Below are 25,505 nucleotides of genomic sequence, written 5' to 3' on the forward strand. Positions count from 1 at the left end.
CTAGGCAAACGCATGACGCACGTTGCAACACGGAACACCCTGCAGTCCCGTCTTCTTCTTCTGCCGCTGCTTTCCCTGCCGATGACATTGGCAACCGCGGCGAACACCCTCGAAACCGTTCAAGTCACCGCCACGCTCCCTGTTGGAGGTGGCGGCGCAGGCGGTTTTGGATTTGGCGGCGGCAGTGGTGTCCACCTGTCCGAGTCACAGATGGACAATGGCGGTGGCGGCGGTGCAATTCCGACCGAAACGGCGAAGGAACAGCCGACCGATGACAAGGAGAAGGACTGTAATGGCCGCAAGGGCAATCCTGTCGTGCTCTACAGCGGCAACAAGGTCGAGCCGGAACTCGATTTCGCCAGCCAGGGCGAAATGGGCCTGTTCCTGCAGCGCAACTACAATCATTACTGGAGCGCGACCGGTCTGTTCGGCAATCACTGGCTGAGCAACTTCGACTATTCGCTCGCGTTCACCGATGCAAACCAGCTGGCGTGGGTACAACGGCCCGACGGTCGCCGCATCAAGTATCTCAAGGATCCAGCCAGCGGCCGCTGGTACGAGGACAAGGCCCAGCCCATCGCGTATCTCGCCGCGAACGGAGACGGCACGTTCACGCTTCGAAACGAAAACAACGGGACGGAAATCTACAACGCCGAGGGCTACATCACCCGGCTCAGCAATGAGCAAGGTGTGAGCTGGACGTTCTCCTATACCGATCGCTACCTGCAGAAGGTCACCCACTCCTCGGGACGCAGTATCAGCTTTGGCTGGACCAATGGACAGGTCTCCCAGGTGACCGACCCGGCCGGCAACATCTATCGCTACACCTATACCCCCAATGTGTTCGGGAACGGACGTGGGCGGCTCGCCAGCACGACGCTGCCTGGCACACCTGCAACGAAGATCAGTTACCACTACGAAGATGCCCGCTTCCCGGGTGCCCTGACTGGCAAGTCTTTTAATGACGTGCGCTATTCCACGTTTGCGTACGACGCGGAGCGCCGCGCCATCAGCACGGAGCACAACGGTGGCATTGAGCGATTCCGCTTCAGCTATGCCGTGCGCAGCACCGAACCGGTGCTCCCGCCGCCCGCACCGACTCGACCCGGTGGTATCCGCGCCGACGAAGAGCGCGGATGGTGCGAACAGCGCACCGGAGGCTCACGCATCTGCTATCAACCGCGCTCGCTGCCTGTTGACTCGCTGCCGATGGAGAGCGCTCTCAGTATGACGGCCGCCGCTGCGCCGAGCCTTACGCGACCCGTCGATATTGATGTCACTATGATCAACCCTCTTGGCCGTAGCACCACCTACACGTTCAAGGACGGAAAGATGGTATCGACCAAGGGGGATCCGTCGCCGAACTGCCCTGCCAGCTACAAGGAGCAGAGTTATGACGCCAACGGATATCCGGATCTGGTCCATGATTTCCAGGACAATCTGACCAACTTCGACTACAGCGCACAGGGTTACCTGCTGAAGCGGGTGGAAGCGGTCGGCAGTTCGGCCGAACGTACGACGTTGCAGGAGTGGGATACCACCCGCAACCGACTCCTCAAGACAACGGTGGTGGGTGATCTTGAAGTTGCCTACTCCTATGACGATCGCGGAAACGTGGCCAGCGCAACCGAGCGCAATCTGACGGCACGTGGAGTGCCCAGCCAGACGCGAGTGACCCGAAGCACGTATACCTATCACCCCAACGGATTGAAGGCCTCCATCAAAGTCGATGGACCGCTTGCGCAGGACGACGTCACCTCCGTATTCAACAGTCAGGGCGATCTGACCAGTGTCACCAACGCGCTTGGTCACACGATCAGCTATTCCAACTACAACGGACTTGGGCTGCCGGGGCGCATCGTCAACGCGAACGGTGGTGTGCGAGAGCTGACGTACGACGGCCGCGGCCGCGTTCTATTCGACAGAACCAGTTCGGGAACCGGCTGGGCGACGACCGCCTTTGGCTACACCGCTGCAGGTGACATCGCCTCGCTTACCCAGCCTGATGGCGTAACAGTCCGCTACGGCTACGATGCAGGGCGCCGCCTGACACAGGAAGTCCGTTCGATGGGGGACGGCAAGTGGGCGTGGACCCGTCATAGCTACAACAACGCCTCCAATCGCACGCGCACCGAGGTTTCACAAACCGACTATCCGCTGGATTCGGTGGTGAGCGGCGTGATTGACGAAATCACCCATGATGCGCAGTGGAACTGGTTCGTACGTGGCTGGGCCTGCTCCACCGGCTCGGCTGGGTCAATCCAGGTGGACGGTTACGCCGATGGCAACGTCTATCTGGGTAGCACTCAGGCAAACCTTGCCAGCGAGCCAGGTGTTGCTGCGGCTTGCAAAGCATCAGGTAGTGCCTATAGGTATCAGTTGCCGATATCGCTAGCCCAGAGGCAACAGTTGGGCGGTCGCAAATTCTCCGTCTACGGCCAATCTCCGCAGGGCCGCGGCCAGGATCGACCGCTCGCGAACTCAGGGGTGTTTGCGATTCCAACTGCAAACATCGTTGGTGACATCGGCGGCGTGACCCAGGACGGCAACTGGAACTTCTTCATTGAAGGCTGGGCCTGCTCAGCTGGCGTGGACGCCTCGATCGACGTACACGTCTATGCCGGTGGCGCAGCTGGTGGCGGTACATTCGTCGCTTCGAGCCGCGCCAACTTGGCCACCGACGGAAACGTTGCCAACGCGTGTCAGGCACGCGGAAGTGCCTATTGGTTCAAGATTCCTCTTGACGGCAACGTACGATCGAATCACGGAGGCAAAGCACTATACGTGCACGGTATCTCGCCTGTTGGCGGTCCGAACCTGACCATCAATCGCTCAGGTGCTTTTACCGTACCTGCTGTGGTGCGTAGCGCCGAGCTGGTTTCCGCATCAACCTCGGCGCCTCATATCTTCAATGGCCAGTCATCCAGCGTGACATTCCAGTTCCGGAACACTGGCAATGTCATCTGGAATCCAAGCGATACCTATATGGTCTTGAGGACGTTGCGGACCAGCGAGGCCATCGGGCTTTCGTCTCCGGTCGCACCAGGCGCTGTAGCCACATTCACCGTGATCGTCTCGCCCGTGAACACCGGCAGTGGTGTTGCGCAATTCGGGTATATGGGCCAGTTGGCATCTGGGCCCACCTCTTGGGGGCCGCAGGCACAGGTGACGTTAAGGGCGGAAAACGACAAGGGTAGCTGCAACCCGAAATTCTGCGAAGAGCCACGCTAAGGAAGGCCCAAAAGACATGTCCACAATTGCCTTGGCCATGATGGGGCTAAATACCATCGTCTCTTCCGTGAACTATCAGTACGACGAGTTGGGGCGTGTGATATCCGAGAGCACTGAGCAGGGAAGAAGCATAAGGTACGTCTACGACGCAGAGGGGAGAGTCACCCAGGTGACCGATTCGCAGAATCGCGTCACCCGTATGAGTTACGATCCGCGTGGACGCCTGATCAAATCAATCGACGCCGCCGGGGGCACGACCCAGATTGCCTACGATCTGGCAGATCGCCCGATCCGTGTGAGCGATCCCCGCAATCTCGTTACCACCTACGAATTCGATGGTTTCGGCCAGCTTTGGAAACAGGTGAGTCCGGACACGGGAACGACACAGCACCAGTACGATGCTGCAGGTCTGCGGACATCGACGGCGCGGGCCGATGGCAGCGTCGTCTCCTTCGGCTACGACGGTCTGGGACGAATGACTTCTGCGAGCGCAGAAGGCCGAACAATGGGTTACAGCTACGATTGGTGCGGCAATGGTAAAGGCCAACTGTGCGGCACTTCAGGGCCCGGAACCGCCACCCATTTTGCCTATACACCGAACGGTCAGCTGCAGATACGCCGCGACTTCACCGATCTGTCTGGTCAGAAGACGGACTACAGCACCACCTATGGATACGACGGCATCAATCGCCTGAGCCAGATCACCTATCCCAACGGTGACAAGGCGACCTACACATATGGCTCCCAAGGAAAACCAAGTGCGTTGATGGCGACGGTCGACGAGACTCAGCGCTCAATCATTTCCCAGGCAAACTGGAAGGTCACGGGAGCGCATGAGTGGCTGGCCTACGGCAACGGGCTTGCCCGGGGCTACAACCACGATCAGGAGGGGCGGCTGACCGCAATGTCGGTCTGGGGACCCAATGGCAGCAAGGTCAGCTATTGGGACTATCAGTACAGCGGCGATGGCGAAATCACCGCCATTGTCGACGCTGTCGACCCGAACATGACCCAGTTGATCGGCTACGACGCGTTGAGTCGTATGACCAAGCTGACCCGCTTCGGTGTCATCAACAATCTTTCCTACGATGCCGGCGGCAATCACGACCGCTACCAGGCAGGAAATCAGCTGACCCAATACAGCATCGACCCGGGGAGCAACCGGGTGCTGAACTACACCAACCAGGACGGCAGCCGTCAGTACCAGTACGACGCATTGGGAAACCGCATCAGCGAGACCGCAGGCAGCCGGATCAGCACTTACGAGTATGACGCCTTCAATCGCATGAGCCGCAGCAACATCGGTGGCATTGCGACTGACTACGTGCTCAATGCGCAGGGGCAGCGCGTTGCAAAGATCAACCAGACCACCAACAGCCGCTACTTCTACGCCGGCCAGAACCAGCTCATGACTGAGCTGAACAACGGGGTGTGGACCAACTATTTCTGGTTTGAAGGTGAACTGGTTGGGCTTGCTCGCAGCGGGCAGCACAATTACGTGCATACCGATCATTTGGGACGCCCGGAGTTCGTCACCAGCCCAAGCCAGCAGACCGTCTGGAAGGCGTACAACTACGCCTACGGACGTAGCGTCCAGAAGGATGAGATTGGCGGGTTGAACATTGGCTTCCCGGGCCAGTACTACGACGCGGAAAGCGGACTCTGGTACAACGGCTTCCGCGACTATGACGCGAGCATTGGCCGGTATGTGCAGAGTGATCCGATTGGCTTGGCGGGGGGATTGAATACCTACGCGTACGTCTCAGGGAATCCAATAAACTTCATTGATCCACTAGGTTTGACTCAGGAGGACATTGATCGCCTATACGCACTCGCGAAGGCAACGGAAACGGATCTTGATTTCCCTGCACGTGACCCATTTGTAAGGGATATGGGAAATGTGGCCGGGCAGTACAATCACGTAACCAGAAGGCTCTACTTAGACAAGCAGTATCTTGAGGTCCTTTCTGATGCTCAGAAGAGAGAGCTATATGACACCATCGTCCATGAAGTTCTCCATCGCAATAGAGGCGTGCTCTCGGGAAATGGAGATAAGTACACTGGGCGCCACAAGGAAATCTACGATGAGGCCGCGCGGAGAACGAGCCGAAATGCTACCAAGATCAAGCTTGCTACAGAAAGCTGTGAATAATTTTCTAACGTTGACAGCCTGTGCATTTCTGTTTTCCATTCCCAGCGGCGACGCAGCTGCAGCAAAGAGTGTTCGATTCTTCGTCGATAAGGCGGCGATGAATGCTCAGGACTGTTTGCGGGTCGATAGTCGGCGTCTTCTTTTCGATTGCCATCAGATCGTCCCTGGCGACCGCAAGGTGTTCGGAATCAGAACATTCTATTCCTCGTGGAGGAGCGATAGATCGAGTTTCATGAAGCTCACTGTCGAGTTGCCAGACGGGCTAAAGTCTGGCGATTCCTACAAAATAGCGGATGGCATAGCCAAGGCATTCCGTAGCACCGGGCCCAGTGCGTTCGCGGGCAAGAATGGATGCTATGGCGCTGCATCGTCAGGAACGATTACGATTGTATCGTCTAGTCCGGGCCGCGTTGATATTCAGGTCGACGCTCTCTTCGATCAGAAGAGCCCGTTGGAATGGCGGGGAGAGTGTGACATTCCTGCTCGTGTTTCTGAGAGATTTAGAACAACGGAACTGGACATTGGGCAACTGGATGCCTGGACGGGAAAAGCTGACCCGGACGCCTCACCGTTTGATCAGGCCCACCCAGTGAGAGGGAAGTAGCGGTCTGTTGTTACATGTGCTGCTGCACCGCATTACCCCCCAAATAACTTCTGCGCACTCTGGAACAGGATCCAACTCGTCGCGATGAACTTGTCCCCACCCTGTGGCCGATTGCCACGATGGGTATGCGTAAACGCCGTCGGCGCAATCAGCAGGCTGCCGGTGCGTGGTGCGATCTTCCGCCCCTGGAACAGGAACTCGGTTTCGCCCTCTTCGAATTCGTCGTTGAGGTACAGCGTCCACAACACATGCCGGTGCAGGGTCTCGGCCTGCGCATCCTTGGGGTACAGCTCGCAGTGCCAGTACGGATAACCGCCCTCGCCCGCCGCATACCACTGCAGGTTGATGGCGCCCGGGCGCAGGCAGGTGCGGGCCAGGTCGGCCAGCTGCTGCTGCGGCATGTCAGGGAAGTCCTCGGCAGACAGGCGTCGCGGTTGGCCCTTGCTGTCCTGGATCTGCAACATCAGCGGCGCGATCAACGCCTGTGGATAACGGCGTAGATAAGTCAGCAGGCCGTTGAACACCGCGTGCTGCAGCTGATGGTCCACATCCTGCCAGCCATCAAGGCCGCTGATGCGCAGATCCTTGCTGTGCTTGAGTTCCGGGAACACGCCACTGCCCACGGCACCGGGCTGCAGGCCACGCGCCGCCCGCATGCGCTCGACGATCGCCGCGCAGACCTCGCTGGGGACGGCATTGTGGATGACTTCGATGAAATCGACCGGGCCCTGCTCGTGCATGCGTGCATTCCTTAGGCGGCAACGGCTTGATGGTGCCGTTTGCCGCCCTCGGTGTCACCCCACGGTCATGTCATCGAACTGCCATGACCGCTGTCAGGCGATAGGCCGTCAGCCCTGCGCGTCGTCGTGCGCGTGGTGGTAGCGCACGGCTTCAGCCACTTCCTCGCGCGAACCCAGGAACACCGGCACGCGCTGGTGCAGCTGGTCGGGCTGGATGTCGAGGATGCGCTCGCGGCCGGTCCAGGCAGCGCCACCGGCCTGTTCGACCAGTAGGCCCATCGGGTTGGCTTCGTACATCAGGCGCAGCTTGCCGGCCTTGGACGGATCCTTCTTGTCCCACGGGTAGATGAAGATGCCGCCGCGGGTCAGGATGCGATGCACGTCGGCGACCATGCTGGCGATCCATCGCATGTTGAAGTTCTTGCCGCGCGCGCCTTCCTTGCCCGCCAGCAGATCACCGACATAGGCCTGCATCGGCGCTTCCCAGTGACGCTGGTTGGACATGTTGATGGCGAATTCCTGGGTGGCCGCCGGAATCTGCATGTTCTCGGTGGTCAGCACGAACTCGCCCTTCTCGCGGTCCAGGGTGAAGGCATGGGTACCGTGGCCGACGGTCAGCACCAGCTGGGTGCTGGGCCCGTAGATGCAGTAGCCGGCGGCAATCTGCTTGCTGCCCGGCTGCAGGAAGGCGTCATCGCCCGGCAGTTCGACGTTGGTCGGGCAGCGCAGCACCGAGAAGATGGTGCCAACGGAGACGTTGACGTCGATGTTGGAGCTGCCATCGAGGGGATCGAACAGCAGCAGGAAATCGCCGCGCGGATAGATATCCGGCACCGGCTGGCTGTGGTCCATTTCCTCCGAGGCGCAGGCGGCGAGGTGGCCGCCCCAGGCGTTGGCTTCGAGCAGGATCTCGTTGCTGATCACATCCAGCTTCTTCTGCGCTTCCCCCTGCACGTTGCCGGTACCGGCGTCGCCGAGCACGCCACCGAGGGCGCCCTTGCTGACGGCGATGGAGATGCTGGTGCAGGCGCGGGCGACGACCGCGATCAGCTGGCGCAGGTCGGCATTGATGCGGCCGGCGTGCTGTTCCTGGATCAGGAAGCGGGTCAACGAAGTACGGGACATGGTCGGGCAGGTCTCGGCAGCGGGAAAACGCCTATTGTCGCCCGTATGGCGGGGCCGTGCGTGAGCGCGGGAAGGCGTAATCGTTTCCAGATGCGTTGCGCTCGTGGCGCCTTCCTTTTGTCGAGGCTCGTGGGAGGGGGAGGCGCTGCAGGACCGTTGGCCGCCATGGATGGCGCCATCGAGCTTACATGGACGTACTTGCAGCGTGTCCTGCATCGCCTCCCCCTCCCACGCGCTTCAGGGTTCGCCGCGAGCGCTGGGGATGGCAAAGGCAAGAGCAAAAGCAAAAAAACAAAGGCGCCTTTCGGCGCCTTTGTCTTCAAGCTACTGGAGCGTTGTTTCAGCCCTTGGCGACGGTGGCCACGGCCTTGGCGACGTATTCCAGGTTGTTCTGGTTCAGCGCGGCCACGCAGATGCGGCCGGTGCCGACGGCGTAGATGCCGAACTCGTCGCGCAGACGCTCGACCTGCTCGCGGCTCAGGCCGGAGTAGGAGAACATGCCGGCCTGTTCGTTGATGAAACCGAACTGCGGCGCGCCGGCAGCGGCCAGCTTCTCGACCAGGCCTTGGCGCAGGGCGTGGATGCGCTCGCGCATCTCGGTCAGCTCCTGCTCCCACATCGCACGCAGTTCCGGGTTGGTCAGCACGCCGGCCACCAGCGCGGCACCGTGGGTGGACGGGCTGGAGTAGATGGTGCGGATCACGCGCTTGACCTGCGACTGCACCGCCTTGGCGTCAGCGGCAGTCGGTGCCACCATCGACAGCGCACCCACGCGCTCGCCGTAAAGCGAGAACGACTTGGAGTACGAGTTGGCGACGATGAAGCTGTCGATGCCGGCTTCGGCGATGATGCGCACGGCGGCGCCGTCCTGCTCGATGCCCTTGTCGAAGCCCTGGTAGGCCATGTCGATGAAGGGGAACAGCTGCTTGTCCTTCAGCAGCTGCGCGACCTGCTTCCACTGGGTGACCGTGAGGTCGGCACCGGTGGGGTTGTGGCAGCAGGCATGCAGCAGTACCACGGTGCCGGCTTCCAGCTTGCCCAGGTCGGCCAGCATGCCGTTGAAATCGACGCCATGGGTGGCCGGGTCGAAGTAGGTGTAATCCAGCACGTCGAAACCGGCGGCGCTGAACACCGCACGGTGGTTTTCCCAGCTCGGGTTGCTCAGCGCAACGGTGGCGTGCGGCAGCAGCTTCTTCAGCACGTCGGCGCCGACGCGCAGCGCACCGCTGCCACCAACGGTCTGCGCGGTGGTCACGCGGCCAGCGGCCAGCAGCGGCGAATCCTTGCCGAACACCAGCTCACGCGTCGCCTGCGTGTACGCCGGCAGGCCATCGATCGGCAGGTAGCCGCGCGGTTTGGCTTCAGCGGCGAGCTGCTGCTCGATCTGCTTGACGGCGCGCAGCAGCGGAATGCGGCCGCTCTCGTCGTAGTAGATGCCCACACCCAGGTTGACCTTGGTCGGGCGGCTGTCGGCGTTGTACGCCTCGGTCAGGCCCAGGATCGGGTCGCCTGGGACCAGTTCCACGTTTGCAAAGAAGGACACGGCGGTACTCGTTCGGTAGACGGAAAGGGGGAGGAATTGCGCCACGCGGTCTGCGGCTTTTCGGCCGGAAACAGCCCATCGTAACAAAGCCTGCCGGGGCTGGCCGCCGCCATCGTCATCCGCAGCCCCGTACCATGGCGTGCGTTGCCGCCCGATCCATCAACCTGAATCATGAATCCCGCCGCACGACGCCACTGCCTGCCGTTGTCCGCCCTGCTGCTGTCGCCACTGGCGGCCATGGCCGAGCCTGCGCCCACCGCCCTGCCTGCCGTGCAGGTGCAGGCGGCGCGGGTGCCGGGTATCGACCCGTTCGCGCTGCCGGCCAGCCTGGACACCGTCTGGATCGACGCCAGCCGCGCGGGCACCGGAGCGCAGCTGTCCGAGGCGTTGGCCGGCGTACCGGGACTACTGGCACGCGACCGGCAGAACTTCGCTCAGGATACGCAGCTGTCGATCCGTGGCTTCGGTGCGCGCTCGACCTTCGGTGTGCGCGGGGTGCGGGCGTTGATCGACGGGGTGCCGGCGACCATGCCCGATGGCCAGGGCCAGCTGTCGCATGCCAGCCTGTTGGGCGCCGAACGCATCGAGGTGCTGCGCGGGCCGTTCTCGGCGCTGTACGGCAATTCCTCCGGCGGCGTGCTGCAGGTCTGGAGCGCGCAGGGCCAGGCCGGCGACCCGTGGCGGCTGCGCGTGAACGCCGGCGCCGACAACACGCTCAGTGTCGGCGCGCAACTGAAGGGTGCCGGCCAAGCGCTGGACTACAACATCGCCGCCAATCACTTCCGCACCGATGGCTGGCGGGACCATAGCCGCGCGCGCCGTGAATCGCTCAACGCACGTATTGGTGGTGATCTGGGCGGTGGACGGCTCGAGCTGCTGCTCAACGCGCTCGATGCCCCCGATGCGCAGGATCCGCTGGGCCTGAGCCGTTCCCAGGTGGCGGCCGATCCGCGCCAGGCCACGGCAGTGGCGCACCAGTACAACACCCGCAAATCGGTGCGCCAGCAGCAGGCTGGGTTGCGTTGGACCCGAGAAACCGACACCCAGCGCTGGCAGCTGATGGGCTATGCCGGGCAGCGTGAGGTCACCCAATACCTGCCGATTCCGCCGACCGCACAGGCCAACCCGTTGCATGCGGGCGGCGTGATCGATCTGGACGCGGGCTATGGCGGACTGGACGCGCGCTGGGGCTGGCACGGTGATCTGGCCGGGCGACCGCTGGACCTGGTAGCCGGGCTCAGCGCCGACCGTCAGCGCCAGCACCGCACCGGCTACGAGAACTTCATCGGCAGCGCCCTGGGCGTGCGTGGGCGGCTGCGTCGTGACCAGATCGACGTCGTGCAGAACGTGGATCAGTTCGCCCAGGCCTGGTGGCAATGGAGCCCGCGTTGGTCGCTGCTGGCCGGGCTGCGCCACAGCGCCGTGCGATTCGAATCGAATGACCGCTACATCACCGGGCGCAATCCGGACGACAGCGGCCACCGTCGCTATCAGGCAACCACGCCGGTGGCAGGTGTCAGCTTCGAGGCCAGCCCGCAGTGGCGGCTGCACGCCGCCGTGGGCCGGGGCTTCGAGACGCCTACCTTCAATGAGCTGGGGTATCGCGCCGACGGCCAGGCGGGATTGGCACTGGATCTGGTGGCCGCGCGCAGCCGCACTCTGGAGATAGGCAGCAAATGGCACGCACAGGACGGAACCCAGCTTGATATCAGCCTGTTCCGCGCAGATACCGACGATGAGTTGGCAGTTGCGAGCAACTCTGGTGGGCGCAGCACCTATCGCAACATCGGCCGCACCCGCCGCCAGGGTGTGGAACTGCAGTACCGACAGCCGCTGGCCGAGCAGCTGGAACTGCAGCTGGCATGGACATGGCTGCAGGCGCAGGTGCGCTCGCCGTACCTGACCTCGAACAGCGTGGTCGCCGCGGGCAGCCGCCTGCCCGGTGTGCCGCGCCAGCAGGCCTTCGCCAGGCTGCAGTGGACCCCCGCCGACTGGCAGTGGGCGCTGGAGGCCTCCGCCAGCAGCGATACCTTGGTCAACGACGTGGCCACCGAGCGTGCGCCCGGCTTTGCCCTGCTGCATCTGGAAGCCGGCCGTCGCTGGACCCTGCCGGGTGGCGAGCTGCGCGCCTTCGCCCGGCTGGAGAACGTGCTGGACCAGGCCTACATCGGCTCGGTGATCGTCAACGATGGCAACGGGCGCTTCTACGAGCCGGGACCGGGACGGCGGGCCAACATCGGCCTGCAATGGTCGTGGCGTTGAAGGGGTAGTGCCGGCCGCTGGCCGGCATCGCGCCGTGCAGGACGTCAGGAGGTTGCCGGCCAGCGGCCGGCACTACCGGTCAGTCGGGGGCCCTGGCCAGAATCGCGCTGTGCAGGACGTCAGGGGGTTGCCGGCCAGCGGCCGGCACTACCGTCAGTCGGGGGCCTTGGCCGGTACGAACGGCGAGGTCGGGTCGCTGGCCGGGAAGGTCTCCTCCAGCGCCTCATCCTGGTTGTCGCTGGCGCGCTGCTTGCGCTCACGCCGCTTGAGCGGGCTTTCCTGGCCGCCACGATGGCGGTCGCCGCCGTCCTTGCGGTCCAGCGCGGCCTGTTCAGACTCGTGCTTCACCGGCAGGTGGTCGTCACCGTGCTCGGCGTCGAAGAACGGTGCGCCGGTGCCGCGGTAGTCGGCGTTGTCGGCATCGCGCTTGCCGCGCTGCTCGCCGGGAATGGGCGGGTGGTTTTCCCGCAGCGGGTCTCGTGAGGTCTCTCGGCTCATGGTCTGGTACCTGCACTCGGGGGCTCCCACTACACCGCCCTGCAGGTAAAGCCGCCGCGAACCTGGCGTCATGAACATCTCGCTCACCCCCCGGTAACGGGACCGCGCGTATTCCTGCCCACCCGCCCCCGCTGCAGGAGCCGGCCATGCCCCGTCTTGAACGACCCGCACCGTCCGTGTTCAACGCCCTGCTTGATCCGCTCGGCCAGCGCACCGCGCAGCGCCGCACGCGTCGCCACGAGGATCCGCAGGCGGTGGCGCAGGACTACCTGCAGTACATGCTGAGCGATTACGAAGAGCGCCGTGGCCACAGCCACCGCAACTGGCGCGACCTCTGCCCGGTCTACGCCTTCGCGCTGACCACGCATGCCGCCGACTGGCCGCGCGGTGATGCCGCCGATACCTGCGAGGAACTGGCCGAGCATTGGGAGCAGATGCGCGGGCAGTCGCGGTTGAGCTGGTCGCAGGCGAGGCCGGTGGTGGAGGACGCCTGGCGCGCACTGGACCATATTCCGGCGGCGGCGGTGAAGCCGTTGCTGCAGTAGTGCCGGCCGCTGGCCGGCAACCCCAGGAAACTTCAGGCCGCGAGCTCTGCCGGCCAGCGGCCGGCACTACCGCATCTGCGTAGAACCCACGTGCACGGTATCGACACGGGTGGTTTACACCGCCCATCCGAAGCTGGATGCCCTGCCCCGCCAAAGGTACGCCCATGGCCCGCCCGATCTGGACCGGCACGCTGTCGTTTGGCCTGCTCAACGTGCCGGTGTCGCTGATGTCCGGCGAACGCAAGGTCGACCTGCAGTTCCGCATGCTCGACTCCCGCGACCGCAAGCCGATCCGTTTCGAACGGGTCAACGCCGACACCGGCGAGGAGGTGCCCTGGAAGGACATCGTCAAAGCCTATGAGTACGACAAGGGCAGTTATGTCGTGCTGGAGGAAGGTGATATCCGTTCGGCGGCGCCGGAAAGCCACGAAGCGGTGGAGGTGGAATCGTTCGTGGATGCGGCGCAGATCGACCCACGCTACTACGAGAAACCGTATCTGCTGGTGCCTGGCAAGAAGGCCGAAAAGGGCTATGTGCTGTTGCGCGAAACGCTGCGCAGTACCGGCAAGGTGGGCATCGCGCGGGTGGTGGTGCGCACGCGCGAATACCTGTGCGCGGTGATGCCGCATGAGGACGCGCTGGTGTTGATGATCCTGCGCTATCCGCAGGAGCTGGTGGATCCCGAGGACTACAAGCTGCCCACCGGAAAACTGTCCGACTATCGCATCACCAGCAAGGAAACGGCGATGGCCGAACAGCTGATCGAGTCGATGGCCGGCGACTGGGATCCGTCGCAGTACCACGATGAATTCCGCGAGCGCCTGCAGCAGGTGTTGAACAAGCGCATCAAATCCAAGGGCGGCACCACCCGGGTGGACGATGAGCCGGCACCGCGCGAGGACGCCAGTACCAATGTGGTCGACTTCATGGCGCTGCTGCAGAAGAGCCTGGATGCGAACAAGCGAACGCCAGCGAAGAAGGCCGCAACGCGCAAAGCAGCCGCCAAGTCGCCAGTGAAGAAGGCCGCCAAAAAGGCCGTAAAGAAGACCACGCGGCGCAAGGCAGGTTGAACCATGTCGCTGCACCAGTACCGGCGCAAGCGCAGACTGGGTGGTGGCGCCGGGCAGACGCCGGAGCCTGACGACACGCCCGCACGCGGCGATCCGAAGCGGCGGCCGACCTTCGTCATCCAGCTGCATCACGCAAGCTCGCGTCACTATGACTTCCGCCTGGAAATGGACGGCGTACTGAAGAGCTGGGCCGTGCCCAAGGGGCCTTCGCTGCGCGTCGGTGAGAAGCGGCTGGCCGTGGAGGTGGAAGATCACCCGTTGTCCTACGCCGGTTTCGAAGGAGACATTCCTGAAGGCCACTATGGCGCTGGCCACGTGGATGTCTTCGATCACGGCACCTGGGCCTGTGAAGGCGATCCACTGCAGGCGCTGGCGGCTGGAAAGATCGACTTCGTGCTGCACGGGCAACGCCTGGCCGGTGGCTGGAAGCTGGTGCGTACGGCAATGAAAGGGCGTCAGGTGCAGTGGCTGCTGATCAAGCGCGACGACGGCGAAGCGCGCGACGCGGAGGCGGATGACCTGCTGACGGCACCCACGCCGAAACGAGCATCTGCGGCGAAGAAGCGTTCCACAGCGAAGGCGGCGCGTGCTGCACCCGTCGCACGCACGACCACGCGCAAGGCCGATGCGCGTTGGCATGCACGCGCGCTGCAACTGCACGGCGCACGTGATACGCCCTATCCCCTTGGGTTCAAACCGCAGTTGACCGATCATCGCGACAGTGCCCCCGACGGCGAGGGCTGGCTGCATGAGATCAAGTGGGACGGCTATCGTCTGCTGGCCGATCTGCACGATGGCGAGGTGAAACTCCGCTCGCGCAACGGCCTGGACTGGACGGTCGATTTTCCCGAGGTGGTACAGGCTGTGCAGGCGCTACCGGTGCGCGATGCGCGCCTGGATGGCGAGCTGGTGGTGCTGGACAAGGAAGGACGCAGCGATTTCGCAGCACTGCAGCGCGTGATCGATGGAAGCTCGAAGCAACCGTTGCGTTACATCGTGTTCGATCTTCCGGGTGTGGCCGGCGTGGACATCAGTCGTGCGCCGTTGCTGGAACGCAAGGCGCTGCTGAAGGATCTCATCGGGCCGGCGCCCGGCACACTGGCCTTCAGCGAACACGTGGTCGACCATGGGCCGCGGGTGTTCGATGCCAGCGGCGAGGCCGGCTTCGAAGGCATCGTCAGCAAGCAGGTGGATGCGCCGTACGTAAACACCCGCGCGCGCAGCTGGGTGAAGGTGAAGCACGAAGACACCGACGAGTTCGTGATCGTCGGCTATACGGCACCCAAGGGTTCCCGGGTGGGATTCGGCTCGCTGCTTCTGGCCACGCCGGACAAAGGCGGCTTGCGCTATGTGGGCCGTGTTGGCACCGGTTTCGATGACGAGAGCCTGCGCGCGCTGCTCAGGGCACTGCAGCCCTTGGCAGTGAAGACGCCCGTGCTGCAGCTGCCGGCGCATGTGCCGTTCCGCACCGCCAGCGTACGCTGGGTGAAACCGGTGACGGTGGCGGAGGTGGCCTTCCGTGGCTGGGGCAAGGAAGGCTTGCTGCGCCAGGCCAGTTTCAAGCGGCTGCGCAGCGACAAGCAGAAGGAGGACCTGGCAATGAGCACCGCAGATGCCGGAACCGGAGACGAGGTCCAGATCACCCATCCGGAGCGGGTGGTGTTTCCAAAGCAGAAACTGAGCAAGGGCGACGTGGCCGACTACTACCAGCGCATGGCGCGCTGGATCCTGCCTGAAATCACCGGGCGTCCGCTGTCACTGCTGCGCTGCCCGGACGGCGTCGGCAAGGCCTGCTTCTTCCAGAAGCACCATGGCCCCGGCCTGGGCGATGCGGTACATGCGGTGCCCCTGCAGCAGAAAAGCGGCCGCGAGGACTACGTTTACATCGACGATGCAAGAGGACTGCTGCAGCTGGTGCAGATGAACACCCTGGAACTGCATCCCTGGGGGGCGACCGTGGCTGACCCCGAGCATCCGGATCGACTGGTGTTCGATCTCGACCCTGGTGACGGCGTCAGCTGGGCACAGGTGAAAGCCGGTGCACGCGATGTGCGTGACCGCCTGCAGCAGGTGGGTCTGGAGAGCTTCGTACGCCTGTCTGGCGGCAAGGGGGTGCACGTGGTGGTGCCACTGCAGCCCAAGGCTGGCTGGGACGAAGCCAAGGCATTCTGCGAGGCGTTCGCACAGGCGATGGCGGAGCAGGCGCCGGACCGCTACGTGGCGACGATGAGCAAGGCCAAGCGCAATGGCGTCATCTTCATCGACTGGCTGCGCAACACCCGAGGCGCCACCAGCGTGTGCTCGTGGTCGCTGCGTGCACGCGATTCTGGCGGCGTGGCGGTGCCGCTGCGCTGGGAAGAACTGGCGCGGGTGAGCGCGGCCGACGCGTTTCCGATGGCCAAGGCGCTGGCGCGTGCCAAGCGGCTGAAGGGTGACCCATGGCAGGGCATCGCGCGATTGAAGCAGACGCTGCCGTCGCTGAAGCGGTAGTGCCGGCCGCTGGCCGGCACCTGTAGCATGGGCGAGGTTGCCGGCCAGCGGCCGGCACTACCTGGATGCGCTCAGCGCGGATCGCGCGACGCGCGGCGACCGAACCACCAGCCGGCCAGCAGCTGCAACGGCAGCGATGCCAGCAGCGAAATGACGAACCAGAGTGGGAAATCCGCGCCGGCGCTCCACATCGCGTAACCGCATCCGAGTGCGATCAACGACCAGATCGAGAACCCATGCGAACGCGGCCAGCACGGTGCGTAGTAGGTGGCGAAGGAAATGCCAGCGACGCCGCCGAGCACGCTGAAGGCCAGGTCCCACCCCAGCTGCACGCTGTTGTTGTCCGGCGACATGCCCACCAGCGGGGGCAGCCAGCTGGCGACGCTGCTGACCAGCGCAAGCGACAGCACGCCGCCGATCAGGGCGACGAGGGACAGGAACAGGGTCTTGAGCAGGTCGGGCATGCGCGCATTGTACGGCTGCCACAGAGTGCCCGGGTTGCCGGCCAGCGGCCGGCACTACCGAACCGACTGGGGTTTGCTGGCCAACGGCCGGCACCACCGGGGGATAGGCATGGCCGCCGCGTCCGTGGGAGAGGGGGACGGAGCGACGGCGGCCATGCACAGGCGGTCAGGCGGCGAAGTCGAGCACCACGCGGCCTTCGATCGTGCCCGCATGCATGCGCGCGAACACGTCGTTGATGTTTTCCAGGCGGTCGGTGCTGACCGTGGCCGCGACCTTGCCTTCGGCGGCGAACTGCAGCGACTCCTGCAGGTCCAGCCGGGTGCCGACGATCGAGCCACGCACGGTGATGCCGTTGAGCACCATGCCGAAGATGTCCAGCGGGAAATTGCCGGGTGGCAGGCCATTGAGCGAGACGGTGCCGCCACGGCGGACCATGCCCAGTGCCTGCTCGAACGCCTTCGGCGAAACCGCGGTGACCAGGGCACCGTGCGCGCCACCGATTTCCTTCTTCAGGAAGGCGGCGGGGTCGGTGGTGCGCGCGTTGACGGTGATCTGCGCGCCGAGCTGCCGGGCCAATGCCAGCTTGTTGTCGTCCACATCCACCGCAGCCACGTTCAGGCCCATCGCGCGGGCGTACTGCACCGCCATGTGGCCCAGACCGCCGATGCCGGAGATGGCGACCCAGTCCCCGGGCTTGGTGTCGGTCACCTTCAGGCCCTTGTAGACGGTCACGCCGGCGCACAGCACCGGCGCGATCTCGACGAAGCCCACTTCCTTCGGAAGCAGGCCGACATAGTTGGCATCGGCCAGTGCGTACTCGGCGAAGCCGCCGTTGACCGAGTAGCCGGTGTTGCGCTGTGTCTCGCACAGCGTTTCCCAGCCACCCAGGCAGTGTTCGCAATGGCCACACGCCGAGTACAACCAGGGGATGCCGACCCTGTCGCCTTCCTTGACGTGCCCTACCCCGCCTCCCACGGCCACGATGTGCCCCACGCCCTCGTGACCGGGGATGAACGGCGGGTTCGGTTTCACCGGCCAGTCGCCCTCGGCGGCGTGCAGGTCGGTGTGGCAGACGCCACAGGCCTCGATCTTGACCAGTACTTCGCCCGCCCCCGGGCGCGGTACCTGGACTTCCTCGATCACCAGTGGCTTGCCGAACTCACGCACCACGGCGGCCTTCATGGTCGAATTCATGTTCGGATCTCCGTAGTGCGCTTGCCCACAGAATGACGCCGGCTCGAGGCCGGCGCTTTGATCACGATCAAACCTTTGACGATTCGTGCAGCGGTTCAGCCGGCCAGTACCGAGGCCTCGCGGGCCAGACGCTCGATCGCATCCCAGTCGCGGGTCTGCAGCAGCGCCGGCGTGGTCAGCCACGAGCCGCCCACGCACAGCACGTTGGGCAGGTGCAGGAACTGCGGCGCGGTCTGCGCGCTGATGCCGCCGGTCGGGCAGAAGCGCACATCGGCGAACGGGCCGTGCCAGGCCGCCAGCAACGCAGCGCCACCGGCCTGCACCGCCGGGAAGAACTTGAAGGTGTCGTGGCCGTGCTCCAGGCCCAGGATCAGGTCGGAGGCAGTGGCGGCACCAGGCAGGTACGGCAGGTCGGCATCACGCGCGGCGGCATACAGCGTCGGCGTGGCACCGGGGGACACCGCGAAACGCGCACCGGCCTCCTTCGCTGCCTGCATCTGCGCGGCGTTGAGCACGGTGCCGGCACCGATTACCGCATCGGGCACGGCCTCGACCATCGCCTTGATCGCATCCAGCGCCTGCGGCGTGCGCAGCGTCACTTCGATCACCGGCAGGCCGCCGCGGAACAGCGCCTGGGCCACTTCGACCGCTTCATTCACATCTTCGGGGGTGTACACCGGAATCACCGGTGCCAGCTTCAACAGCGCGCGCAGGCGCGGATCAGCGCTGGACATCGTCTTGCTCCTTGCCCGACCGGGCATCGCGGATCGCCGCCGGGTCCGGCAGCGCAGCGGCGCATGATGCCACGTGGCTCACGACGGTGCTGGTGGTGCCCCGCCCTGCCCCCGGCTCAGGCCGGGTCGGCCTGCAATGCCTGGATGCGGCGTTGGTACCAGTCACCACCGAGTGGATCGAACACCGCCGAGCGCTCCATCTGCGCCTCGTACACGTGAACCGAGATCGCCAGCGCTTCGTTGCTGGCGTTGCGCAGGGTGTGGTACTCGTGCGGCGGAATCAGGCTGCCGGCACTGCCGCAGCCCCCGCGCAGCACGGCGTGGCGGCGGAAGCGGCAGCGCTCACCGTTGCGCTCCAGCAGTTCATAGCGGGTGATCTCCAGCTCGCCTGACCACACTCCCTCCACACACCACATGGCATCGTGGTCGTGCAGCGGCGTGCCCTGCCCTGGGCCCCAGCTCATGGCAATCACGCTGTAGCCGTGTTCGCGGCTGTGGTACAGCGGGCGTCGCGCGTAATGATCACTGACCGGACGGTGTACGCACTCGGGCAATTCGATGCGGCTGTCCGCGATGGCTTCCTGCAGCGCCAGCTGCAGGTCGGCGGTGATGCGCTTGGCATCACCGGAGGTCATCGCCGCGTCGACCGCAGCGATCAACCTGTCGCGGCCACGGAACACCGGAAACGGAGAAGTCTGCAGGTCCATGCCCCGACTGTAGCGGAGCCTGGTTAAGGGAATGTTGGCGTTCGCGCGCGTCGCGCCCGCATTCAAGGTGAACACGCGCGGAAGAACGGTTCAGATGGACATCAAGTAGAGCGATCACAATGGAACCTCGCGCAGCAGAAGCGGTCGAACACGACGCGATCCATCTTCGCTGCGACATTCCGCAACTTCGCGCCCCACGGGCGCAAGGCTAGAATTCTCCGACTTACCTGGTTCTATACATGTCAGTGCGAATTATTAGCGATGCCGCGTTGCCGGCATCGAAGGGCAAGGCTGCCACGACCAACGACATCGCACGACTGTCGGGAGTTTCCAAGAAAACGGTTTCAAGAATCATCAACAACTCGCCGCTGGTGCGCAAAGACACCCGCGACAAGGTCGAGGCGTTGATGCGCGAGGTCGGTTACGTGCCCGACCCCCTGGCGCGCGGCCTCGCGTTCCGCCGCTCCTTCCTGATCGGCCTGGTGTATGACGACCCGGGCGCCCAATGCATCGTCGACCTGCAGCACGGCGCGCTGGAAGCGCTGCGCGGCACCGGCTATGAACTGGTCGTGCATCCCTGCGACAGCTTGGCTCCGGACTGTGCGTACGGCGTGCGGCGCTTCGTGCAGCAGCAGAAGCTGCATGGCGTGATCCTGGGCCCGCGTGCCTCCGAGTCAGCTGCGTTGACGGAGATGCTCGACGGCATTGAATGCCGCTACGTCCGCATCAACGCGCATGTGTCGGATGACGAGGCACAGGCCGTGGTCACCCATGATCGCGACGGTGCAGCCGCGGCAGCGGGCTACCTGCTCTCGCTCGGCCACCGCGATATCGCGGTGATTGCCGGTCCGGGTGACCGCCGTACCGCACGCGAGCGCACTCATGGCTTCCTCGACCGGCTGGCGCAGGTGGGCCTGACCCTGCCGGGTGAACGCGTGCTGGAAGCGGGCGATACGTTCGAGTCGGGCGTGCATGCCGCCGAACGGCTGCTGATGGGCGGACAACGGCCCAGTGCGATCTTTGCCGGCAACGACGAAATGGCTGCCGGCGTGTATCAGGTGGCGTTGCGTGCGGGCATCGCGGTGCCGCAGCAGTTGTCGATCGTCAGCTACGACGACAGCCCGCTGGCGTCGCGGCTGTGGCCGCCGCTGACCTCGGTGCGCCGCCATGTGTCCGACATCGGGCGCATGGCAGCGGCGATGCTGGTGCAGGCCGACGTGCCGGATGCGCCGACCGCAACCAGCGTGCATCCGCAGCTGATGGTGCGCGGTTCCTGCCGGGCCGTGGACGCCTGATCGCCCTGCCCTCGCCTGCACTGCCGTGACGGTGCAGGCAGGCAGCAACGAAAACGGCGCATCCAGGTGCGCCGTTTTCTTTTCAATGCGAAGAGGTGGGCGCCGTGCGCTTACACGTCGCCACCGTCGGCCCAGCCTTCGCCGGTGCCCTTCTGGAACACGCGGTCATCGGCCTGCACATCGCCCGCCGGCAGATGCGCCTGATCAGACAGCGCCGCGTAGATCGGGGTGAAGTCCGGCGACGTCGCCTGCATCAGCTGTTCGAAGCTGTCGATGACGAAGTAGGTCTTCTGGAAGGTGTCGATGCGGTACTTCGTGCGCATGATCCGCTGCAGGTCGAAACCGATGCGGTTGGGCGCAGCCGACTCCAGCGAGTACAGCGATTCGCCCTTCGACGACACGATGCCGGCGCCGTAGATGCGCAGGCCGTCGGGCGTATCGATCAGGCCGAACTCCACCGTGTACCAGTACAGGCGGGTCAGGTTCTGCAGTGCATCCGGGCCGATCGCGTGGGCTTTGACGCCGCCACGGCCGTACGCCTCCATATAGTCGGCGAACACCGGGTTCATCAGCAGCGGCACATGGCCGAACAGATCGTGGAACAGGTCCGGTTCGGCGATGTAATCGATCTGGTCCGGGCGACGGATCCACCAGGTCACCGGGAAACGACGGTTGGCCAGGTGGTCGAAGAAATCCAGTTCCGGCAGCAGGCCTTCCACACCCACCAGCGTCCAGCCGGTGGCGGCGCCGAGCACTTCATTGAGTTGATCGAAGCGCGGAATCATGTGCGCGCTCATGCCCATCTCGTCCTGTGCATCCAGGAATTCCTGGCAGGCGCGGCCGACCAGCAGTTCGCGCTGGCGCTGGTACAGCGTGCTCCAGGTGGCGTGGTCGTCGGCGCTGTAGGTGTCCCACGGCTGCTCGACGAGCGCGGTGGTATACACCGGCACGTAGCCCTTGTCGGTCTGCTGGTGTTCGACGCGGCGGGGCTGGGCGAGGTCCATGGGGCACTCCGGGATGAGATACCCACGATGCTAGGGCAGGGCGCGCGCAACAGGGTTGCAAAAGTTGCGCCGATTGGCCTTGTTGGCGCAATATCCTTGCGTACTCACCATGTTGCGGGGCAACAATGGCCGGAGAAGTCCAGTTCGATCGCACGGATATACGTCTGCTGGCTGAAATCCAGCGGGATGGGCGCGCCACCAACGCCGAGCTGGCGACGCGGGTGAACCTCTCACCCTCGGCCTGCCTGCGGCGCCTGCAGCGGCTGGAAAGCGAGGGCGTGATCGTCGGCTATGGCGCGCGGCTGGAACCGCGCCAGCTGCGCCTGGGCCTGCAGGCCTTCGTGCGCGTGCAGCTGGAAAAGCACGACCAGGCCGCCATCGGCCACTTCGTGGACAGCGTGCAGGGCTGGGATGAAGTGGTGGCCTGCCATGCACTGACCGGCGACATGGACTACCTGCTGCACGTCTACGTGCGCGACCTGGAGCACTTCTCGCACTTCCTGCTGGACCGGCTGCTCAACGCCGGTGGCGTGGCCGATGCCAATTCTAGCTTCGTGCTGCGCACGGTGAAGGGCTTCCAGGCATTGCCGCTTTCGCAGCTGGAATGAACGCGCCGCTGCGATTTGACGGCGCCGGGCGGGTAGCCGAGCATCTCCGCCCTGCGCGCGTCGCAGCGTTCCTTTCCGGTTCCACGCATGTCCGAACTCCAGCACCCGCTGCCCACCACCACGTTCCTGCCGCTGCAGCGCAAGTCGCTGGCGCGCTACGTTGCCCATGGCACGCCACCGCAGACCGCAGTGGAGCAGGCCGGGCTGATGGCCGCGCAGCTGTGCCGGACGCGCCTGCATCCGGCGGCCGAGATCGAGCGCCTGCTGCATGATGCCTGCGCGTTGTTTGCCGGCAACGAAGGCGCGGCTGCACAGCTGGCCGGGCCCGGTGGCGGTGGCCAACCGGAACTGGATGCCTGGCTGAGCGCATTGGCTGCCCACGGCGTGCTGCTGGCACCGGCGGAGATCCTGCAGGACGTCATCGCGCAGTCGCCACGGGAGTACCCGGGCCTGGCCCTGCAGCAGGCCTGCCAGGAAACCCTGGTCGAACATGAGATCCGCTTTCCCGCCACCTTTTCCAGTGACGACGACGAGGCCACGCTGGATGACGTCGCCGCCGCGGATGCGCGGTCGGTCGAACACCATGGCCTGTACACCTCCGAGCAGGCCCGCGTGCTGCGCGCCATCGCCGCCAACCCCGATGAGCTGATCGACCTCGATGGCTATGCCGGCACCGGCAAGGGCCACCTGGTGCTGGCGCTGATGGAGGCGCGGCCGGGCCGCTACACCTACGTGGCGCCCTCGCGTGGGCAGGTGGAAGCCTTCCGCGCCCGCGTGCCGACCAGCACTGCGGTGCGCCTGCTGACCCAGATCGAGTTCGCCAACCGCGTGGCCCAGCACGCCGCGCGCAGCGGCCAGACCGGTGGCTTCGTTGCCAGCTACCGGCGCAGCACCCGTACGCCGCGCGAGATTGCCGGCCGCATCGGCCTGCAGGGCATCGGTGGGCGCAGCCCGGAGCAGGTGCTGCTGACCGCGTTCGAGGCCATCAACCGCTGGTGCGCGTCGTCGGCCCCGGGCTTGGCGTTCCAGCATTTCGACCGTTCGGTGCCCGCTGCGATGCTCGATGTGTCGCCGTACATGGCGGCCGCCGAGCACGTCTGGCGCTGCATGTTCGACGCCGAGCTGCAGCGGGGCACGCTGCTGAGCCTCAGCCCGGCGCACATCGGCAAGTGGCTGGCGCTGCGCGGCGTCACCCCGCCGCAGGACATGGGCATGCTGCTGGTGGACGAGGCGCATGACCTGAGCCCGTCGTGGAAGCAGTTGCTGGCCGGCCATGCGCCTGGCGTGGTCAGCCTGGGTGACCCGCACCAGTGCCTGACCGGTACGTTGCCGCGCTGGGCCGCGTCGAAGGTGCTGGAAATGCACCAGTCGGTGCGCCAGGGCAACCAGGTCGAGGGCCTGGTCAACCAGACCCTGGCACTGGATGGACTGGGCCAGGAAAGTGGGCCGTTCGTCGGTGCCACCGACCGCGCCACCGGTGTGCTGCATTACCGCGACTGGGCGCAGGTGCCGAGCGAGGGCCTGCGCATCCATGGCAGCGTCGCCGATCTGGCCCTGGACGCGGCACAGCTGCACGCACTCGGGCTGCGGCCCTACCTGCATCCGGCATCGCTGCGCGCGCTGCGCAGCGTGCTGCAGCGGCCACTGGATGGGTGGCGCCGGCGCCGCGACAGCGCATCGGACCAGGAATGGGAGCGCTTCCTGGCCACGCAGGCCGACGAAGGGCAGGGCGCGCTGGTCGAACTGTTTGCGTCTGCCGATCGGGTGCAGTCACTGCTGCAAGCGCTCGATGACCAGGACACGCCCGCTGAAGGGCGGGTGGCGCTGTGCCTGGCCGAACACGCGAAGAACCTGCAGTTCGACGTGGTCTCGCTGTCGCCCGGTTGCTTCAGTGCGGGGCAGGGCGGGCGCATCTGGCACAACCCGGTGCGCGCGGTCTATCTGGCGCTGACCCGTGCGCGACGCCAGCTGCACGTACCGGGCGATGGCATGGAACAGCTGCAGCATACGGCGACACTGCAGGAGCAGGCGCGCCAGAAGCGCAGGCGCGAGCGGCAGCAGGCCAGCGGTTACCGGCCCGCGCGCTAGCACGCGCGTCGCTGTCTGGCAGCGACACGCTGGCTCAGGTCAGCACTTGTCCTTGCGGCCCATCAGCTTGCCCAGGCGCGAGGCTTCCTCGCACTTCGGCGCGGCCACCGGTGCCGGTGCGGCCGCCGCGGCACGTGCGCGCTGCAGCTGCTGGATCTTCGCGCGGATCTGCGGCATGGCTGCCATCGCGGCCTTTTCGCCTTCCAGGATGGCGGTGCCACGCTGGCTGAAATCGGCGGCGCCGATGTCCAGCACCTTCGGGCGGATGACGATGTCGGCGCGCGCCAGTTCCTGCTCGCCCAGGCGCTGGCCCATGATCGAGATGGACTGGTTGACGATGCCCAGCATGTCGGTCGGCGCCTTGCCGCTGGCCTTGCTGGAGATGTCCACGGCGATCACGAAGTCGGCGCCGAGCTGGCGCGCGGCATCCACCGGTACCGGGCTGACCACGCCGCCATCGATGTAGTTGCGGCCACCGATCTTCACCGGTTCGAACACGCCGGGAATGCTGCTGGACGCGCGCACCGCCTGGCCGACGTTGCCGCGCACGAAGATCGAGCGCTCGCCGGTCTCGAGCTGGGTGGCGACGGCGGCGAACGGCTTCTTCAGGCGCTCGGCAGGACGGTTGGCAACCTGCTCGTTGACGTAGTCCTGCAGCTTCTGGCCCTGCACCAGGCCGCCGGAGAACAGGCGCACGTCGCGGATGCTGGCTTCGTCCAGGGCGACTGCCTTGCTCTGCATCTGGAACGCGTCCATGCCGCTGGCGTACAGCGCACCGACCACGCTGCCGGCGCTGGTGCCGGACACCACGGCCGGTTCGAAGCCGTTGGCCTCCAGCATCTTGATCACGCCGATGTGCGCGAAGCCCTTGGCTGCGCCACCACCGAGGGCGATGCCGATCTTCACCGGCTTGGCCTGCGGCACCACGGTCGGCGCCGGCGGCGGTGTGGGGCGGACCGGGTCGCCACCGCAGCCGGCCAGCAGGCCGATCAGGGCGACGGACAGCAGCATGCGGGGGCGGAACAGGCTCATCGGCAGTGCGCTCGCGGCGCCGGATTCAGGAAAGGGCGCCAGCATACCGAAGCCGTGGCGGGGCGGGCAGGGTAGGAAACATCGCCCATTCATAAAGGTAGTGCCGGCCGCTGGCCGG

General features: G+C 65.1%; 19 protein-coding genes. 9 read left to right on the plus strand and 10 right to left on the minus strand.

What is annotated here, in order from left to right; genetic code table 11:
* Positions 1 to 12 precede the first annotated feature (12 nt).
* A complete protein-coding gene (locus ACZLHH_RS00080; protein ID WP_478478746.1) occupies positions 13 to 3,231 on the plus strand; it encodes a DUF6531 domain-containing protein in 3,219 nt (1,072 codons plus the stop codon).
* 16 nt (positions 3,232 to 3,247) lie between these two features.
* Positions 3,248 to 5,383, plus strand: coding sequence for an RHS repeat-associated core domain-containing protein (locus tag ACZLHH_RS00085; protein WP_258014087.1), 2,136 nt, complete (start codon positions 3,248 to 3,250; stop codon positions 5,381 to 5,383).
* A gap of 636 nt (positions 5,384 to 6,019) precedes the next feature.
* Here the strand turns inward: ACZLHH_RS00085 and ACZLHH_RS00090 are convergent.
* The 3 genes from ACZLHH_RS00090 to ACZLHH_RS00100 form a co-directional block, all read right to left on the minus strand.
* Positions 6,020 to 6,727: a 2OG-Fe(II) oxygenase gene (locus ACZLHH_RS00090; RefSeq protein WP_033833520.1), complete on the minus strand. Its 708-nt coding sequence runs from the start codon at positions 6,725 to 6,727 to the stop codon at positions 6,020 to 6,022.
* 108 nt (positions 6,728 to 6,835) lie between these two features.
* Positions 6,836 to 7,852, minus strand: a complete 1,017-nt coding sequence (locus ACZLHH_RS00095; RefSeq protein ID WP_014035428.1) for a class 1 fructose-bisphosphatase — start codon at positions 7,850 to 7,852, stop codon at positions 6,836 to 6,838.
* A gap of 340 nt (positions 7,853 to 8,192) precedes the next feature.
* The gene (locus ACZLHH_RS00100; protein WP_099605186.1) at positions 8,193 to 9,395 is read right to left on the minus strand and encodes an amino acid aminotransferase; all 1,203 of its coding nucleotides are present in this window, start codon (positions 9,393 to 9,395) and stop codon (positions 8,193 to 8,195) included.
* Positions 9,396 to 9,566: 171 nt separating this feature from the next.
* On the opposite strand from ACZLHH_RS00100, the gene ACZLHH_RS00105 reads away from it, so the two are divergent.
* Positions 9,567 to 11,657 (plus strand): TonB-dependent receptor family protein, encoded by a 2,091-nt coding sequence (locus ACZLHH_RS00105; protein ID WP_180844741.1) that lies wholly within the window; start codon positions 9,567 to 9,569, stop codon positions 11,655 to 11,657.
* A gap of 153 nt (positions 11,658 to 11,810) precedes the next feature.
* Here ACZLHH_RS00105 and ACZLHH_RS00110 read toward each other — a convergent pair whose 3' ends face one another.
* Positions 11,811 to 12,155, minus strand: a complete 345-nt coding sequence (locus tag ACZLHH_RS00110) for a hypothetical protein (protein ID WP_107432544.1) — start codon at positions 12,153 to 12,155, stop codon at positions 11,811 to 11,813.
* Between the two features lie 146 nt (positions 12,156 to 12,301).
* Between ACZLHH_RS00110 and ACZLHH_RS00115 the strand changes: the two genes are divergently transcribed.
* From ACZLHH_RS00115 to ligD, 3 genes are all read left to right on the plus strand, one after another.
* Positions 12,302 to 12,700 carry a hypothetical protein gene (locus ACZLHH_RS00115; RefSeq protein WP_107432545.1) on the plus strand — a complete coding sequence of 133 codons (399 nt, stop codon included), beginning with the start codon at positions 12,302 to 12,304 and terminating at the stop codon, positions 12,698 to 12,700.
* Between the two features lie 164 nt (positions 12,701 to 12,864).
* The gene (ku, locus tag ACZLHH_RS00120; protein WP_100467672.1) at positions 12,865 to 13,770 is read left to right on the plus strand and encodes a non-homologous end joining protein Ku; all 906 of its coding nucleotides are present in this window, start codon (positions 12,865 to 12,867) and stop codon (positions 13,768 to 13,770) included.
* A 3-nt stretch (positions 13,771 to 13,773) separates the two neighbouring features.
* Positions 13,774 to 16,260: a DNA ligase D gene (gene ligD, locus ACZLHH_RS00125; RefSeq protein ID WP_180844742.1), complete on the plus strand. Its 2,487-nt coding sequence runs from the start codon at positions 13,774 to 13,776 to the stop codon at positions 16,258 to 16,260.
* A 71-nt stretch (positions 16,261 to 16,331) separates the two neighbouring features.
* Here the strand turns inward: ligD and ACZLHH_RS00130 are convergent, their stop codons facing one another.
* The 4 genes from ACZLHH_RS00130 to ACZLHH_RS00145 all read right to left on the minus strand — a co-directional run bounded on the left by ACZLHH_RS00130 (position 16,332) and on the right by ACZLHH_RS00145 (position 19,360).
* Positions 16,332 to 16,724: a hypothetical protein gene (locus ACZLHH_RS00130; protein ID WP_071228656.1), complete on the minus strand. Its 393-nt coding sequence runs from the start codon at positions 16,722 to 16,724 to the stop codon at positions 16,332 to 16,334.
* A 166-nt stretch (positions 16,725 to 16,890) separates the two neighbouring features.
* Complete coding sequence (adhP, locus tag ACZLHH_RS00135; RefSeq protein ID WP_180844743.1) at positions 16,891 to 17,919, minus strand: alcohol dehydrogenase AdhP; 1,029 nt, start codon at positions 17,917 to 17,919, stop codon at positions 16,891 to 16,893.
* Between the two features lie 95 nt (positions 17,920 to 18,014).
* Positions 18,015 to 18,653, minus strand: a complete 639-nt coding sequence (gene eda, locus ACZLHH_RS00140) for a bifunctional 4-hydroxy-2-oxoglutarate aldolase/2-dehydro-3-deoxy-phosphogluconate aldolase (RefSeq protein ID WP_071228654.1) — start codon at positions 18,651 to 18,653, stop codon at positions 18,015 to 18,017.
* A 116-nt stretch (positions 18,654 to 18,769) separates the two neighbouring features.
* On the minus strand, positions 18,770 to 19,360 hold the full coding sequence (locus tag ACZLHH_RS00145) for a cysteine dioxygenase family protein (protein WP_180844744.1): 591 nt from the start codon (positions 19,358 to 19,360) through the stop codon (positions 18,770 to 18,772).
* 239 nt (positions 19,361 to 19,599) lie between these two features.
* On the opposite strand from ACZLHH_RS00145, the gene ACZLHH_RS00150 reads away from it, so the two are divergent.
* Positions 19,600 to 20,655, plus strand: coding sequence for a LacI family DNA-binding transcriptional regulator (locus ACZLHH_RS00150; protein WP_478478747.1), 1,056 nt, complete (start codon positions 19,600 to 19,602; stop codon positions 20,653 to 20,655).
* A gap of 110 nt (positions 20,656 to 20,765) precedes the next feature.
* Here the strand turns inward: ACZLHH_RS00150 and phhA are convergent, their stop codons facing one another.
* On the minus strand, positions 20,766 to 21,659 hold the full coding sequence (phhA, locus tag ACZLHH_RS00155) for a phenylalanine 4-monooxygenase (RefSeq protein ID WP_049462434.1): 894 nt from the start codon (positions 21,657 to 21,659) through the stop codon (positions 20,766 to 20,768).
* 125 nt (positions 21,660 to 21,784) lie between these two features.
* Here phhA and ACZLHH_RS00160 point away from each other — a divergent pair, with 125 nt between their 5' ends.
* Together ACZLHH_RS00160 and ACZLHH_RS00165 are read left to right on the plus strand one after the other, a co-directional pair.
* Positions 21,785 to 22,267: an Lrp/AsnC family transcriptional regulator gene (locus ACZLHH_RS00160; RefSeq protein WP_004153377.1), complete on the plus strand. Its 483-nt coding sequence runs from the start codon at positions 21,785 to 21,787 to the stop codon at positions 22,265 to 22,267.
* 87 nt (positions 22,268 to 22,354) lie between these two features.
* Entirely contained in the window at positions 22,355 to 24,355 is a 2,001-nt protein-coding gene (locus ACZLHH_RS00165; RefSeq protein ID WP_180844745.1) for a hypothetical protein, read from the plus strand.
* A gap of 39 nt (positions 24,356 to 24,394) precedes the next feature.
* Here the strand turns inward: ACZLHH_RS00165 and ACZLHH_RS00170 are convergent, their stop codons facing one another.
* Positions 24,395 to 25,387, minus strand: coding sequence for a patatin-like phospholipase family protein (locus ACZLHH_RS00170; RefSeq protein ID WP_049399033.1), 993 nt, complete (start codon positions 25,385 to 25,387; stop codon positions 24,395 to 24,397).
* Positions 25,388 to 25,505 lie beyond the last annotated feature (118 nt).

Source organism: Stenotrophomonas sp. 28608_Sma (assembly GCF_056486185.1).